The 15,626-nt window shown below is 29.4% G+C and carries 14 protein-coding genes; 7 read left to right on the top strand and 7 right to left on the bottom strand.

Translation table 11 applies throughout. From position 1 onward, the window contains the following. Positions 1-533: 533 nt before the first annotated feature. Together IAE52_RS08210 and IAE52_RS08205 are read left to right on the top strand one after the other, a co-directional pair. The gene (locus tag IAE52_RS08210; RefSeq protein ID WP_162551425.1) at positions 534-2,414 is read left to right on the top strand and encodes an FUSC family protein; all 1,881 of its coding nucleotides are present in this window, start codon (positions 534-536) and stop codon (positions 2,412-2,414) included. Between the two features lie 391 nt (positions 2,415-2,805). Then, positions 2,806-3,312, top strand: coding sequence for a hypothetical protein (locus tag IAE52_RS08205; protein WP_109990695.1), 507 nt, complete (start codon positions 2,806-2,808; stop codon positions 3,310-3,312). A gap of 198 nt (positions 3,313-3,510) precedes the next feature. On the opposite strand, the gene IAE52_RS08200 is transcribed toward IAE52_RS08205, so the two are convergent. From IAE52_RS08200 to IAE52_RS08180, 5 genes are all read right to left on the bottom strand, one after another. Next, positions 3,511-3,612, bottom strand: coding sequence for a type I toxin-antitoxin system Fst family toxin (locus IAE52_RS08200; protein ID WP_109990696.1), 102 nt, complete (start codon positions 3,610-3,612; stop codon positions 3,511-3,513). Positions 3,613-3,681: 69 nt separating this feature from the next. Continuing rightward, positions 3,682-4,800, bottom strand: coding sequence for a hypothetical protein (locus tag IAE52_RS08195; protein ID WP_109990697.1), 1,119 nt, complete (start codon positions 4,798-4,800; stop codon positions 3,682-3,684). Positions 4,801-5,398: 598 nt separating this feature from the next. Further along, positions 5,399-6,340 (bottom strand): multidrug resistance efflux transporter family protein, encoded by a 942-nt coding sequence (locus IAE52_RS08190; protein ID WP_162551426.1) that lies wholly within the window; start codon positions 6,338-6,340, stop codon positions 5,399-5,401. Then, on the bottom strand, positions 6,340-6,900 hold the full coding sequence (locus IAE52_RS08185) for a helix-turn-helix transcriptional regulator (RefSeq protein ID WP_109990699.1): 561 nt from the start codon (positions 6,898-6,900) through the stop codon (positions 6,340-6,342). The genes IAE52_RS08190 and IAE52_RS08185 overlap by 1 nt, the downstream gene beginning before the upstream one ends. 610 nt (positions 6,901-7,510) lie before the next feature. After that, positions 7,511-7,684 (bottom strand): hypothetical protein, encoded by a 174-nt coding sequence (locus IAE52_RS08180; protein WP_200136773.1) that lies wholly within the window; start codon positions 7,682-7,684, stop codon positions 7,511-7,513. Between the two features lie 910 nt (positions 7,685-8,594). On the opposite strand from IAE52_RS08180, the gene IAE52_RS08175 reads away from it, so the two are divergent. The 4 genes from IAE52_RS08175 (at position 8,595) to IAE52_RS08160 (ending at position 11,193) form a co-directional block, all read left to right on the top strand. Further along, on the top strand, positions 8,595-8,843 hold the full coding sequence (locus IAE52_RS08175) for a hypothetical protein (RefSeq protein WP_109990701.1): 249 nt from the start codon (positions 8,595-8,597) through the stop codon (positions 8,841-8,843). 65 nt (positions 8,844-8,908) lie between these two features. After that, positions 8,909-10,084, top strand: coding sequence for a hypothetical protein (locus IAE52_RS08170; RefSeq protein WP_109990702.1), 1,176 nt, complete (start codon positions 8,909-8,911; stop codon positions 10,082-10,084). Between the two features lie 6 nt (positions 10,085-10,090). After that, positions 10,091-10,726: an ATP-binding cassette domain-containing protein gene (locus IAE52_RS08165; RefSeq protein WP_109990703.1), complete on the top strand. Its 636-nt coding sequence runs from the start codon at positions 10,091-10,093 to the stop codon at positions 10,724-10,726. A gap of 143 nt (positions 10,727-10,869) precedes the next feature. Then, positions 10,870-11,193, top strand: a complete 324-nt coding sequence (locus tag IAE52_RS08160; RefSeq protein ID WP_109990704.1) for a bacteriocin immunity protein — start codon at positions 10,870-10,872, stop codon at positions 11,191-11,193. Positions 11,194-11,816: 623 nt separating this feature from the next. On the opposite strand, the gene IAE52_RS08155 is transcribed toward IAE52_RS08160, so the two are convergent. Together IAE52_RS08155 and IAE52_RS08150 are read right to left on the bottom strand one after the other, a co-directional pair. Then, positions 11,817-12,407 (bottom strand): PepSY domain-containing protein, encoded by a 591-nt coding sequence (locus tag IAE52_RS08155; RefSeq protein WP_109990705.1) that lies wholly within the window; start codon positions 12,405-12,407, stop codon positions 11,817-11,819. Positions 12,408-12,504: 97 nt separating this feature from the next. Continuing rightward, positions 12,505-13,599 (bottom strand): AraC family transcriptional regulator, encoded by a 1,095-nt coding sequence (locus IAE52_RS08150; protein ID WP_200136772.1) that lies wholly within the window; start codon positions 13,597-13,599, stop codon positions 12,505-12,507. A gap of 180 nt (positions 13,600-13,779) precedes the next feature. Between IAE52_RS08150 and IAE52_RS08145 the strand changes: the two genes are divergently transcribed. Next, the coding region (locus IAE52_RS08145) for a MucBP domain-containing protein (protein ID WP_200136777.1) at positions 13,780-15,626 on the top strand (1,847 nt) is incomplete at its 3' end.

Here is a 15,626-nt window from a genome sequence, read left to right as displayed (position 1 = left end):
TTCCAATTTTTAAAGGGGTATAGAATACTTCATTATTATATGGTGCAGGAATGATGAAAGAAGAAGAGGGGATTTTTTAGGTTGCTCTCAAAGTTAAATACGGGGTTTATAAGGATCTCAAAATATTTCCTATAGTAAAACTCTTAAAGTGAAAAATAAAATGGGACAAATCTGGGGCAATTACGAGAGAATTGATATAAAATTATTGAGCTAAATCAAAAAAATGATGTTCCAAAGAATCAAGTTATTTAAATCTGAATATTTATGTAAATTACATGTATTGATTTAGCATTAGCTATTTTAACCTTAGATGATGCTAAAAGAAACAAAAATGTTATTTTGTAGTGATAAAATTAAATTACGAAGTTAATAAACCGTCTGAATATTGCTCGTTAAAGTCTTCTTTAATTAGTGACAGGTCAAGGCAATATATTATCACTAAATTTTTATAACATTATTCTAAACCTTTGGAGCTATTTTTTAGCTATATAAATTTTCATTGATAGGACATATAGGAGGTTCAATTTTTGGTAATGAATAAATTAAATATTTTTTTCAAGGCATTAGCTCGATCAACTGTCTTTTATACCAAACCAGTAAAAACTCATAAACATTCTTTCGAAGAGAAACGAGAGAGGAAGATTCTTATTGTATCAATTTTATTATCAAATTTGATTGGTGTTTCTCTTTTAGGGGTAAGTGTTCATGCTTTTACATTAGTGAATGTAGGAAGTTTTTTAGGTGCAGTTCTATGTATGCTCCCTAGTAATTTTAGTCCTCTTTTAAAATGTACAAAGGGAATAGTATTGATAGCATTAGGCGGGGCTTTAGGAATAATTTTTTCATCGCATGTAGTTATTACAATACTATTTTTCTGTATTGGTTTATTTTTAGCTGGAATCCTATGGCAGTTTAGTGTTGGTGAATATGTCAGATTTCTCTTTTTTTCATTTTCAGTTGTTGCAAGTGCAGAATTGCGAGGGAATTTTCAAATTGAAAAGGTTTGGCTTGGTTTATTAGCAGTCCTATTAGGGATGATGATTGTTTCTCTAGTTTTTTGTGTTTTATATAGAGGGCAAGATAAAATATTATCTTTAGTAATAGATTTATATCAAGAATTATACTTAATGGCTAAAGAGGAAACGTCAGATTACCTTAATTCAAGAATTAAGGTATGGTCTATTTTAGAGTTAGCGCCAAAAATACATTTTAGAAAAAGGCTTTGGCTTTTAGAATTGGTCCAATACTCAGATATTATAGCATCTGAGTTATCTTTTGAAAAATCAAAAGCAGACGTAGAAGCCCTTAAATATATTGTTTTAAAATTAAAGAAAGACTCGAACGAGAAAGTCGCAGACTTAGAGCTGGTCAATAAGAATATTAGGAATGTAATTGAAATCATAGCTTCTAAGAATGAGAGAAAAGCCATAAAATTTAGAAGGTTATTTTTCAATAAAAAAATTAATAATGAAATAAAAAAGATATTTTCATCATCTAAAAATAGTCAAAAAACTTTTATAAGAAGATTATTATTTACAGGTTTGGCATGTCATTTATTATCACTGCTATTAACCCATGTTGTAAATTTTCCTTTGAGTAGCCATGGTTTTTGGATTCCGTTATCAGGTTGTTTGATGGTAATGCCAGGGTATTATGGTACATTTGGGAAAGTAACCTCTAGGACAATTGGTTCTTTAATTGGTTGTGTATGTGGAGGAAGTTTTTTCCTTTTGTTACCTTCTTCGGGAATTTTTCACTTGGCAGGCTATATAATGTTAGGCTGTTTATTCGTTTTTTTGTATGGCATTATAAGAGGAATGAGTCAAGCTTTCCTAATGTTTAGTGTCACTATATGGTTATCGTTTATTTTAGGAGGTTATAATGCTGGATATACAAGAATTATTGATGTTATATTAGCAGCACTTATTACAATAGTTATTATATTTATAATACCTACATATCATGATGAAGATTTCAATAAAAATATAGAGAATTTTGCAAAGATATTTATTGATAAAGACTTTTCTAAATTAAATAATAAAAGTTTGCAGTATATATTAGACGATTTATATAGTAGCCAAGTAAAAATAAACGCATCTGTAAAAGAACTACAATTTGACAGTTCCATTTATAATTTAGATTGGAGTCTGTCTGAATTGTCAGATGTACAAAAAATAACTAATTCTATAATATGGGGGGTAATTCAAGCTTACTATTATATTGGTTCTGAAGATTCAAAATCGGGAGAAATTATAAAAGAACTGTGTACTTATCAATATAGATTAAATAGATTAATTTGTTCAGAAAATAGAAGTTCGTTTAGCGATTTTAGTATTAATATAGCAAATAATGAAGTTTCTTTGCCTTTTTTAAAAAAAGGAATTGAGGGATTGGAACAATTTATAAAAAAGTGATACATATTGTTTTGGTGATAGATTTTTAAGTAATGCCTCAATTTATATTTCTTTAAAAAGAATAAGATTATGTTTTGAACAATTTTTTGTTTAGAATTTATGGTATATACTTCACTATCTTGGGTAAAAATTTATAAAATATTCAATATGATTATAAAAATAAAATTCACACGAAAAGATTTGTGTGAATTTTTCATATTAAACCAATGTTATGCCGAGTGCAGGATTGTTTAGGTTGCTCTCGAAGTTAAATACAGGATTTATAAGACTCTCAAAGTGTTCTCTATAGTAAATCTCTTAAAGCGAAAAATAAAATAGGACAAATCTGGGGCAATTAAAAGGGATTTGATATAAAATTTATAACTCTATTAAACATGATAAAGTAAATAATTTGAAAGAAGCAGACCTTGAAACTGCTATAAATATGTTAGGTACACTCTTTGTTTTAAACTCATGTTTTTATCCTGATCTTATCAAAAAAGCACCAGAAGAACGTTCAAAAATTTTTAGAGGTAAAACAGCTTACATTGAACCTCTATTTCTTTCAGGAATTAGTGAAATTGATAAACTTGATATAGCTGAAGTTGAGGAATATTTTGCAAGTTGTATTTATTATAAATGTATACAGGAAAGTGAACAAACGGAACCGAAAGCTTACGCATTAAATTCAATTAATCATATGTTGGATTACCATAAAGAAGCCATAAATCTATCATTGGATGAGATGATAGAAAAATTAACTCTGAATGAAAGTTTATTCGAACCTTTAGATTATCCATTATTATTAGCTGTTCCTTTAATACTTCCAAATGATGGAAAAAGTATTTCAATAATCCATGAATATGCTAAAGAATTTTATGAAGCTTTAGAACAAATAAGAAAAGGGGAGAAGATTTAGTTTGAAATGTCCCCTTGCAATATTGGTTCATAAGCTAAACTAAATCTATAAACCATTGACAAGGTTAATGAATATGTTATAATAATATTAACGAAGAGTTGTGGGAGTATATCTCACAAAATAACCGAGGGACTACCAATAAACCCTCGGTTTTTTATTAGAAAAAAACACCCCTCTACCAAAGGAGTGTTATGTGGATTAATGGCGCTTATGTCGATTTTTTAACCAATCCTTGACTAGCTCAAGGATTACTCCAACCACTAAAGGAGCGACAACTGATACGAAGAGTTGCAGAAGCATATTTCTCACCCCCTCCCTAAGGCATTTCTGCAATGGTTAGGTGCGCCAAGCTATATTTTATCATACATTCTATTGTATGTTTAAACAATATTTTTCAATCAATATCTCACTAATTTGACGGGTGGCCTCTATCCAAAATTTTTCCTTTTCATTTTCCCAGATATTTGGTAATTTTAGAGTTAGGTTTGTTTCATCCTTAGCATGTACAACGCTATTCCTATAGCTATAAAGTGATCTAGAAAATTCCTTTACGCTATTTTTTTTTGATAATTTATTTTCAGAAGCAGATTTAACAAGTTGAGTAATATCAGTTTCAATTGATTCCAAAAGAATTCTAAGTTGAGTACCTTCATCATTACTAAAAACATTTTGTACATTATTGAATAAATCGTCAATATTTTTGTTATCTGGATCATTGGAAATTAGAACTTTAAATTTTTCTTTACGTGCGATAACCCAGAAATGCTCTAACACTTTATAAAAATATTGAAAAGAAATTTCTTTATCTTTAATTTGCATCCCCTCATTATAAAATCTTATTGCCGTAGGATGATTGATATCACCAAAATGGCCTAAATTGTATTCTAAATTCCTCTGTTGACGACTATCTATCGGTGTTGTATCTTTTAGTATTGAGTCTTCATAGTAGAAATCTTTGTATTCAAAAAAGCTAGGATAAAACTTATAAAATTCATTACCATAATATCCCAATATGAAAAGTGCTTTGGATAAGTTTTCTTCTAGATTTTCTTGGTTTAACGATTCCCCTTTCAAAGAGAGAGTAAATATGAAATGATTACTGATAGCTTCACGATAATCTTTGTCATAGGTCAAATCATAATGTGCCGCATTGAATAATAGAGTAGGTTGATTGTTTATATCAACTTCAAGGTCACCAATAGTAAAGTGTTTTTCACTAATTTCTAAGTCAGGGTTTAGAATAAATTCAGCATAGTTAGAGTAGAAAATTCCCATATCTTTTACGATCTTTACATCTTTTATGAGGTATTTTATTTCATAATTTTTTTCTATTTTTTGCACAACATATTCTTTGCCAATCTTATCTTCCTTAATTGTTAAACTATTATCTTTTTCAACAATTAATGGAAACTTTTTATCTGGGAAGCTATCCTCATTAAATTCTGCAAGTCTAGGGAAAAAGGTATCTAGTATATCGAAATTATTCATTTGATTATCCTTATCAGGTAAGTAGAGTATAATTTTCATTCTAACAGACAGTACTATGTTTTTCAAATATAAAAAAATTTTTTATTCAGTAAAAAATGGCAGTAATATTTTCAACTGAAAAAGAAGTAAAGTTATATGTTTCGGAAAAACTCCAATTTTTAAGAAAAATATAAAAGAACCATATGCTTATACAGGAGTATGGTTCTTTTATATTTTATCTAGTCGGAATAATCTATCTTCTTCTTTGCCCATGGTCAATAAAACCAGAAATCAATTTTGGTGGATATTTTTATATTTCCATTTATTTTTTTCACTAGATAATATTCTAAATACTTGAGTAGAAACACTTTAATTATTTGTTAAATTAGAAATTTACTCTATGAGTTGTGCTTTCTTTGATATTTTTACCATTTAATATTCCTATTAAATTGAGGCTTCAAAGAACTGTCCCAACCATTCAGAACTACTCCCAATCCAGAAGCATAATAACCTACTGCAATAATTGCTGAAGCGAGCACAACTGTAATAAACTTAGTTTTTTTATAGGGGTTTGCCTACCTTTCCCCAAAAAAGTTTAAATTACTATATAATTTTTAGATTATCGTTGGTAATTAATTTTTAAAACTTTCAAAACCATTCCCAGAAGCACTAAAGATATGCCTATGATTTTACCAATATTAGGTAAAGTATCTCCTAAAAAAACAATGCCTAAAACTATAGTAAATATTACTTCAAGTGACTGAGTGGCTTCTACTGATGCTAGTTGTCTAATATTTTTGTGAGCAAGGTGTGTTGCAAAAAAGAACAAGTAGGTGGCTATAAAACCGGAAAAGAAGGCAACTGATAAACTCATTATCAACTGATCCTGAGAAGGTAGTCCACTTTGAGAATAGCCGATAATAGAACATAAAACCCAGACTGGTGCACTACAAATTAACATAGCTAGAATACGCTCTCCTGTACTTAAATAATATTCTCCTTTATTTATTTTCATTATCTTTCGGTTTCCTAAAGGGTAGCTAATTGCAGCTACGACCATTAATATTAACGCCATAAATAGAAAAGAAGTGTTATTTTTAAAAGAAATTTGCTGGAATTCAATTACTGCTATTCCAGTCAGTATTATTCCAAAGCAGAAGAGATCATGCTTTGTTATTCTGCTATCTTTTCTTTTCTGAGGCGTTTCTTCAATGTATGGCGCTAAAAGACTTCCAGAGATAATAGTTAACTGCCACGTACTTGCAATTAACCACGCTGGTGATAGCGTTGAGGCAAAAGAAAGTGGGATATAGAACAATACAAATGCAACATTACTCCAAATAATCCAAGATTGCCATCTTTCTTTTATTGCATAATATATTCTTGAAAAACTACAATTTTTTTGTATGGCAACAGCTATTATGAACAATGGTAACATAAATAAAAATCTGAGACTCGCAGTCCAAAGCCAATTCCCGCCAGTGAAAGACATCAATTGATTTAATAAAAAAGTGAGAGAGAAAAAAAAGGCAGACAAAACTCCGATAAAGATAGCTATCATTATTTCCCTCCAGAAGTAGTATATATCATAATACATAAAAATTTACAGCTTTGTTTGCTAGAATTGATATATTCATGATCTATAGCCGCATCAAATCGTAAAATTGTTTCTTTTGATAATTCGATTTCCTCACTCTGTAGCATTATACTAAAATTTCCTTCAAGTGGAATAATAATCTCAACAGTTCCATAGGAATGAGCTTTAGAAAATCTCCTAGCTTCTGATTCTAATTCCAAAAATAATACTTCAAAATTATCTGCGGGATTCCAAGTAAAGGCAGTAAATATTTTTACTAAATCATTTTCCGAATCAATACTTTTTAAATTATTAATTTTTTGGATTTCATACCCAACCTCATTTTCGGCAAAAAAATATGAGATAGGCAAAGAAAGTCCCTTAGATATTTTCCAGAGAGTGTTAATAGAGGGGGACGTATTGCCTCGTTCTATATTACTAAGGGAAGGGATGCTTACTCCTGTTAATTCTGATACTTCTTCTAAAGAATACTTTTGTAATTCTCTATAGAGTTTTAATTGATTTCCTATTTTTATTTCTAGCATATGTATTCCTTTTTATATAATAATAAATATTTTTTACTATTATAAAATTATTTTGGTATAAAGTCAAGGCCAAACTGATAAGCTATCTGTACGAATAAAAGAACAAGAAAACTACCAAAAAAGATAAGCCTGGTAGTTTTATAATGGACCAAAATAGCTCTGAAAGATTATTCTTATTAATATCGTAAAAATATATCATTCATAAAAATTTTTTTCTTACAATTATAGCGTTCATAAATCTTATGGCTGAGTTACTTTAATATTGATAGTAGTAAAAAAGGCAAAGAAGCAATTTATCTAATAAGTCAAATTTAGCCGATCAAAAGTCTGGGCAAGTGATGTGATCACCAAAAACTACTTTATAAAAAAGCCGCTCCAAAGAGCAGCTCAAATCTAATGTGGACGTTCAACCGAGTGTCCACTGTCATTATAACTAATCTCAAATTACTCGTCAAATGAATAGCAAAAAATACCTAGTTAAGAGCGACTAAAATAATAAGTAACCTACATAAATTATTACTTAGTATTTAATCATTGATAAAAAGTGCTTTAGTGCTTGGAAAAAATGTTCAGTTGATATTATCTAATTGAACACATGTAAGATTATTTATCAGTCTTTATTTTTTATTTTATAAACTTTACCGCAGAAATATAAAGTTACAACCAGTGAAAATATTATTAATATCAAAGAGTTGTAAGTTCCAATAGTTGTACCAGTTAATTTATCATCGCCACGTCCATATTGAGCCACAGCAATGATAGAGGATACGATTGAGGTTCCCATAGCTCCTGCAAATTGCTATATTGAATTATAAACAGTAATTCCACTATTCTGAAGACTTTCTTCTAATCCGTTTAGACCTAAAGTTAATATGTTACTAAACGTTAAACCGTTGCCTAACATATATAGCATATATCCCCCAATTATTATTGGTGTTGTCAAGTGTTGGATTGTGATAAAAAAAAGTAGTGTAGCAACAGTCTGAAAAACAACTCCGAATACGATTGGTGATACGCTTCGAACCTTATCTAATACTAATCCACTTATAGGGGCAGAAATCGCTCCCACTAATAATAAAGAAAGCTGATGAATAAAACATCAGCTTTCTTTATTATTTTTCAAAACCATAGTAAACCAGGATTTGCCAGTCATTGGTGGAATTGCCATTCCTGATTTAAAGATTAACCTTCCAATTTTTAAAGGGGTATAGAATACTTCATTATTATATGGTGCAGGAATGATGAAAGAAGAAGAGGGGATTATTTAGGTCGTTCTCAAAGTTAAATACAGGCTTTATAAGGGTCTCAAAGCGTTCTCTATAGTAAGGGTCTTAAATTAAAAAATAAAATGGGGCACAATGGGGGCAATTTGAAACAGTAGGATATAATACTGTTTGTTTAAATCTAAAATTTTGATACTTAAAAAGAATGATAATTGCATTTTTATTTGAAAACTAACCAAGCAATATGTAGTGTGTGAAAATAATAAAATAAAGACCATTACATATCACATAGTAATTTTTGTTTTATGACTTTCTAGATTATTTTACAGTATTATTGATTTTTTATGTATAATTTTCTGAAAATTGTTTTTTGATTGTTTTTTTCTGAATATATATTGTATAATATTTTGTAATATGATATAATAAATTCGAAAATAAAGATAATATTATTTTCTAGAAAGGAATAAACTTATGAAAAAAATAATCTTGTTGGGAGCCATTATTTTAACCGTATTTGGAGCAAGTCTTACTAAACCACAGAAAGCTTCAGCTGCTTGGGTTGGGACTGTAATTAGTCAAGAAAAACTTAATTTAAATTTTAGGGTTATTAGTACCTCATACAGACAATTGAGAGTAACAAATAGTTATAGTGTATATGTTAATCCTCTAGCTAGAAGTGGTAATTACTATTATAGAGATTATATCTATACTACATGGTAAGCAGTAAAACTTTAAGAGGTCTTTGTCTAAGACCTTTTTTCATTATTATTTCTGAGAGGAGTAACATGTTTATATTCAAAAAGTTTATTTCAGACCCTAAGAATAAGATAGTGGCTTTAATTTTATTTTTATCAATATTTTTCTTTTTTATTTCATATCAAACCGTTGGTTTAAAGATGTCAACCAAATATGGGTTAGTATCATCTACAAAGGTAAATGTAAAATCTGGAGAGAAGGGAATTTCTGAACTATCGGAGTATCTAAAGGGTGATATTAAAGAAGATGAAAAAGCTAATGATGAAAAACTATTGGATAGAATGAAACAACAATTGGCTGTGGATAAAGAAAAGTTAGAAGCAGCTACAAAAAAAGACTATAAAGAATTCTATAGATTGGAAGAGAAAAACGCTTTATTGTTTTTAAAAAGTATTGATGAAGAAGGAGAAAAATCTCCTATGATGGGAGCAAATAAGGATTATTTCTCTTCGTATATCACTTGGTATAATCAGGCTAAACTTACTCATCAAAAATTTGCAGAAATCATAGGGGCTAATGCATCAGGATTTGGGTGGCTTAATTATTTGTTATCGGCACTTGGAGGGCTTTTTGGTCTGATTCTGATTACCGTGTTATGTGGTGATGCCCTTGGGAATGAGTTTCCAAATGGCTTACGCTTCTATCATCTATTAAAGAAGAGAAGATCTAAACTACAGTTTGATTATCTATTTGTTCCTATCATTACCACTCTAATAATTATAGTTGGAGGATTAATTATTCCTTTAATAATAGCTATTATTCAATTCGGGATTGGAGATTATAAATTTCCAGAGTTTGTTGTTAATGCAACATATACGCAGTATGCAGGAGAGATTCTAATATGGAAAGTTATATATTTCGTCCTAGCTCTATTATTCATTACTAGTTTAGGACAACTTATCTCCCAATTTATAAAGAAAGCTTACATTTCTTCTGCAATAATAGTCCTTGTTTTAGTTGGCTATTCTATTTTGGAAACTCAAAAAGTAATGCAGGATTTTATAAAATGGATTCCTTTGACTTATTTAAATATAACTAAGGTAATTTATCTTTCAAATGGAGATAAAAATTGGCCTGATACAGGAAATTATTTATTTGGTCATAATTCGTTTTGGATAGGGGCACTAATGCTTTTAGGGTGTACTATAATATTTTATAGTACTACTTACTTTATGTTCTCAAAGTATACCTATAGAAAGGAATAATATCATATGAAATTTATAATTGAGAATTTAGAAACAAATGCTTTTAAGAATCTTAATTTAAAAATTAATACTCCAGGTCTATATGGTGTAATTGGTAGAAATGGAGCAGGGAAGTCAACACTATTTACTGCTATAAGTGGGGAAATGTTGTATAAAGGTACCATAAGGTTTGAGGATGCTAAATTTTTTGGTAGAATCTCTTATGTTCCTAACTTAGATATTTTTGATAATAATTTAACTGCTAATGATTATATCAAAGAGTTGAAGGGAGAAGAATACGATAGAGCCCAAAAATATATGAGTATTTTTCAAGCATCTAATTTTTTTGGAAAAAAAATAAAAAAATATTCCTTGGGTATGAAAGAAATTCTTGCTTTTATATATAGTGTAAGTCTCCAATCTGATTTTATTATTGTAGATGAATTAATGAATGGACTTGACAATACAATGAGAAAAGAAGCTTTTAAGATTCTTAATGAACTTGCAAAAACAAAAATTATTTTATTAACTTCTCATATTTTAGAAGAAGTTGAGGTCAATTGTTCTGAAATCTTTTTCTTAAGTGATACAGGTTTTCTTAGTGTAAACAGTTTAAGTGAAGCCAAAAAATTAATTTTTGAAAGTGATGTATTTAGCAAGTGAAATAATATTTCCGAAATGTATCACAAAAAATATATACGGATACAAATGCAATTAGTAAGCTCCTAAATGATGCAAACAGTAATTAATATATAGGAAGCTTTGGTTAAGATAATTTCTAAGGTTTTAAAAAGTAAGGAGTTAAAATGTTTTATAAAAAAGAGATTAAATTTTCTGACGGAGAGTTAGCCTTCTTAGATTCAATATATAATCTATCAATGTCTGCAGAAATTAAATCAGATGAACGAAATATTTTGCTTTCTGCAAAAAAAGAATTGGAGAAAACGGGGAATGTTCCTAAATCAATCAATGATTTGATGAATAGTTTTAGACTAGGTGCAGTGCAAAGAAGTTTAAGTAAACCAGTTTCAGAATTTTATTCTAAGCTTTATCAAAGTAATAGCGCGACAAGTGGTTTAACAAAAGGTGTTGCATTATCAACTGCGTTGCTACCTATTTGGGATAGTTGAGATTATATCATCTTGTCACGAATTATTTAGTGGCATTATGGGGAAATTATATATAAAAATATGAAAAACCACTGGTTATAACAACTAGTGGTTTTTTAATTATAAGCACGAATGTCTATGTGACTTTTTATTTTGCAAGCTGCTGTTACTTCAATACATTTCGAGAATTATGGAATGTTTTTATTTAGGAAGAGTAAGAGTAATAATTGCATAAAATAAGCAGTTTATCATATGTTACATTTTTTTAAAGCTATAAGGCGCTATAAATTGGACACTTTATAAATTTTTTAGTTTAAGTATGATATAACATTTTTTGTAGAGTTTTTAAACGGTAGTCTGAGTGTGGGGGATTATGATTTTTTCAGGAGAATATCTCACAAAACATGGAAGGCGAAAATTTTTTGACTGTTTTTTCATAAATTGAGTTTAATTATTGCTTTTGCAATATTAATGATTATTGTCATAAATAAAAGCAAAAAAATGATCGTTCTACTTTGATATGTTGTGACCCCAAAAGCTTTACGAAAAATGTAACATTATGATACTTAAGAAACACTCCCCCAGTATGAGAGAGTTTTAAAAATTTTATAAAACTTCTTTATTTGTAGTATGAGTTCTTGATTTTATGAGTCTATATCGTAAACTTCCCCTGTTTGAGCGTTCAACTGAACTTCAAAATCTTTATCTTCTATCTCCCAAACTATTGCCTGTTCATCATCTTCAAAAGTTAATTTCCATTCGTCGATGTTAAACTCATGATTAATTGCCTTAGCCCCGATATCTATTGCTTCACTCAAAGAAATAATATTAATTAAATTAATTTTTTTATTTTCATCATAATGTTTATCATAATGATTATAATCATCTAATTTTTTATCAAGAGTACTATTATAGATAATTTCTTTTCTTGTAGCTCCAATTCTGGAAGTGACACGAATTGCTGACTTTCCATAATAGTTATCTGATTTAATTGATAGCAACTGACTCTCTGGAAAATCTTTTTGAATAACTTTTTCAACTTTTTTAAGATCAATTACGGTATTATCCTGTATTTCCTCTGAGTGGGTAGGAGGAATAGTATTGGATTCTGAGGAGCTTGAGCTAGGATTTGCAAGTTTTTCATGATAAACTTCTGTGTCAGTTGATGAATTATTACAAGCAGATAGAGCAGTAGATAAAGTTACTAAATATATTAAAATAAATAATTTATTCATTTTTTTATTATAACATAAGTTATTTCTTAGTTAATAATTATAATAAAGACAAGAACTTTGAAAGCTAATCTCAGTTCAATATTTATCTATTATATCATTAAAAAAGTGCCCTAAAAGATTTTGGAGTATACCCAGTCTCCACTCTAAATACTTTAGTGAAGCGACTTTGAGAACTGAAATTTAGTATTTCCGAGATATATGACAACGAAAAATCTGTACTAAGGAGGAGATGTTTTGCTTCCTTTATTTTTAAGGTAATGATATATGAGCGTAAGGAGGTGCCGGTTGTTTTTTTAAATAAAGAAGAAAGATATGAAGAATTTATAAATAAGTAGTCTGCAATATCACTATTTGATAATGAATCATATAAGTGATTTTGTATATATTTTATTGCTAAGTTAACAGTGTTAGAGGGATATCTCTTGCTTTCAAAGTTAAATAAATGAGAGAACTCTATAAACATATAATTTAGAAATCCAGAAAACATTTTAATATTGTCTACTTTGTCAAGTTTTAGTATTAGATGATTAGAGAGACGATAGGCTAAATTAATAGGAGAATTATTTTTTATAGCTTCTCTTGTTAGTAATGATATAAGTGAAATTAACTTATATTTTTTGTCGCTTAAGTTATTTTCGGATAAGGGGTAGTCATTTATTCTGATAATCGTTTTAAATAAAGGACGAATGGCTGTCGGCTTATTTTCTTTTAAAAGATTAACAATATGCTGTTCAAGATTGTAGTTATCCAAATAGTCATGCTGTAAATGTAGAGTTGTAGCTATTGGATGAAGGGGTTTGTCAAAAGTAATTTGTTTTTTGTAACCTTCAATATTATCTATTTTTTTTATTTTATAAGTTGTTGAATCTTTAAGAGTTGATACCAAAATCTCTACTTTTTTATAATGAATGTTCCATTCTTTTGACGTCCAATCCTCTGATAGCTTGGAAGAAACTATACTTATTAAAAAATAGTTTATGTGATTAATATCAAAATGTATCGTTACAGAAGTATAATCATTACTTTTTAATATGGTAAGCTGTTCTTTTTCAGTTTCGTTATAAAGATTATCTTTGAGGTATTTTAAGAAATAGTTGTTTTCTATTTCTGATGATAGTATACAAATATTGTTTTCAAATATTGCAAAAGGTGTCCCGATAAAAGGGATTAGAAGGTCAAGTGTATCGTTCATGTGTAAAATAGCTTTCATATAAATTTTATATTAAAATTAATAAAGTAATTATTTTTAATAAATCTAAAAAAAGAAATAAAAATATAAAAATAAATATATATTTTATGTATTCTATCATGTACAATTATTAGTAAGCAAATAATTTGACTTGCTTTTTCGAATAAAAATAAGGAGCTATAAATGAAACAACATTCAGTAATAAAAAATTTCAGGTCATGGAAATCTGGTAAAAAATGGTTATACGCTTCTAGTGTTTTTGTATTGGCTATTGGCGGAGCGATAGAACCTTTAGCAATGGCTTATGCGGATACTCAAGTACAAGAATCAGTTTCAGAAAACAGTATTAATTCAAAAAATGAACAATCTTTACCTGCCATATCAGAAAATTCCAATTTAGATGATTCACAAAAAATTTCTCAAAAATCTAGTGCATCTCAAGAAGATACCGCTTCTAAAGCAGGGGGAATTGAAAAATCGGGTAGTGAACAAAGTCAATCAAGTTCTGTTCAAGATGTCAACACACTGTTAAAAGACACAAAAACTGTGGATCCTCTTCAAGGGATTGCTATCACTACAAATTTTTCCACTTATTTCTATCCTAATAGCAACATCAATATCAAATTCGATATCACTTCTGGTAATGTCCTAAAAAAGGGAGATCAAATTACTTTAACTATTCCTGATATTATAAATATTTCTTCGGTTAAAATTAACGGGCTTGGAGAATATGGAACATTTGCAATTGATAATTTAACTAGAACCTTGACGGTTACATTTTCAAAAGATTTATCAGGAATTCCAGAGCTAGAATTTATTGTGAATATGCTTCCATCTAAGTTAGGAGATGGTGCTATTTCGGGAAAAATTAATATAGATGGTATTGAAACACCAATACTTACAAGCGATAATGCTTTTACTATCCACGACTACAATTATGAAGATCGCTCATCTTGGATTATAGGTGGGGACTCTGGCACTATAAATGATAACGAAATATTTAACAATAATTATTTAGGATCTCATACCTACCTACCTAATCAAACTAGTATGATTTATTATGTAAATGTGGATCCATCTGGCAATCAATCTGAATTAACGGGTAGAAAAATAGTTTTCACTCCTGATAAGAGAACCGTTAGTTCTGGAGTAAGTATAAATCCTAACAATTTTTGGGTTTCTCAAGGACCATATTCAAGCAATCCACAATATGTGTCTTTAAATGATTCAGGGTGGAACTATACAGTTGCTTCAGATGGAACAATCTCAGTAGATGTCCCTGATGGTAAACAATATTCTGGATATACTATAGTATTGAAAGCTGAACAACCGAACATAAATAAGCAAGCCGATGTTTTTGTAACATCTTCTGCTTCAGGAAACAGTAATGGTGGAGTTGTTCCTCAAGGTAATTCAATTACTCTCTGGGGAAATTACCAAACTACTAATACAGTTGGATTTATACCAACTCTTAATGCTTCAGATAAGACGATAAAACAAGGAACGTCTCTAAATGATATTAATGAATGGTTATTAGAAAATGTGACAGCTACTGATATTGAAGATGGAGCTATTAGTGATAAAGTAACCATTAAAGATGATGGAGGGTTTGCTCAAAATTTAACTAATCATAAAAATGGTCCAGTAACGGTTACATATAAAGTTTCTGATAGTGATGGAAATGTTGTAACTGCAACCGCTGTTATAACGATTTACTCAGATATTACAGTACATTACCAAGATAGTGATGGAAGCAAAATAAAAGATGATGTAATCCTTTCTGGGGATATCGGAGATACCTATAAAGTAGATAATTCAGCGGTTAATGTAGGAGGGTTCTCTTACGATTATGTATCAGCAACCCCAGATATTTTAACTGGGAACTATGGGGAGGGCGGTCAGCCAACAGATATCACATTGACTTATACTAAAAATGAACAACACATCACAGGTTCAGACTTTAGCATGTATGTAGGAGACCCAACGCCAACAGTTAGTGACTTCAAAGGCAGTGCGACCGATAAAACAGG

It is taken from the genome of Lactococcus sp. S47, assembly GCF_016517475.1.
Classification (GTDB): domain Bacteria; phylum Bacillota; class Bacilli; order Lactobacillales; family Streptococcaceae; genus Lactococcus; species Lactococcus lactis.
The sequence above is the reverse complement of the archived record's forward strand: the minus strand, read 5'-3'. Positions and strand labels throughout refer to the sequence as shown.

Excerpts from the sequence above, each read along its gene's own strand:
- IAE52_RS08155 (WP_109990705.1), bottom strand. The coding sequence starts at position 12,407 with ATGAATAAATTATTTATTTTAATATATTTAGTAACTTTATCTACTGCT.
- IAE52_RS08150 (WP_200136772.1), bottom strand. The coding sequence starts at position 13,599 with ATGAACGATACACTTGACCTTCTAATCCCTTTTATCGGGACACCTTTT.
- IAE52_RS08195 (WP_109990697.1), bottom strand. The coding sequence starts at position 4,800 with ATGAATAATTTCGATATACTAGATACCTTTTTCCCTAGACTTGCAGAA.
- IAE52_RS08175 (WP_109990701.1), top strand. The coding sequence starts at position 8,595 with ATGAAAAAAATAATCTTGTTGGGAGCCATTATTTTAACCGTATTTGGA.
- IAE52_RS08170 (WP_109990702.1), top strand. The coding sequence starts at position 8,909 with ATGTTTATATTCAAAAAGTTTATTTCAGACCCTAAGAATAAGATAGTG.
- IAE52_RS08165 (WP_109990703.1), top strand. The coding sequence starts at position 10,091 with ATGAAATTTATAATTGAGAATTTAGAAACAAATGCTTTTAAGAATCTT.
- IAE52_RS08180 (WP_200136773.1), bottom strand. The coding sequence starts at position 7,684 with ATGGGAACCTCAATCGTATCCTCTATCATTGCTGTGGCTCAATATGGA.
- IAE52_RS08210 (WP_162551425.1), top strand. The coding sequence starts at position 534 with ATGAATAAATTAAATATTTTTTTCAAGGCATTAGCTCGATCAACTGTC.
- IAE52_RS08190 (WP_162551426.1), bottom strand. The coding sequence starts at position 6,340 with ATGATAGCTATCTTTATCGGAGTTTTGTCTGCCTTTTTTTTCTCTCTC.
- IAE52_RS08200 (WP_109990696.1), bottom strand. The coding sequence starts at position 3,612 with ATGCTTCTGCAACTCTTCGTATCAGTTGTCGCTCCTTTAGTGGTTGGA.
- IAE52_RS08185 (WP_109990699.1), bottom strand. The coding sequence starts at position 6,900 with ATGCTAGAAATAAAAATAGGAAATCAATTAAAACTCTATAGAGAATTA.
- IAE52_RS08160 (WP_109990704.1), top strand. The coding sequence starts at position 10,870 with ATGTTTTATAAAAAAGAGATTAAATTTTCTGACGGAGAGTTAGCCTTC.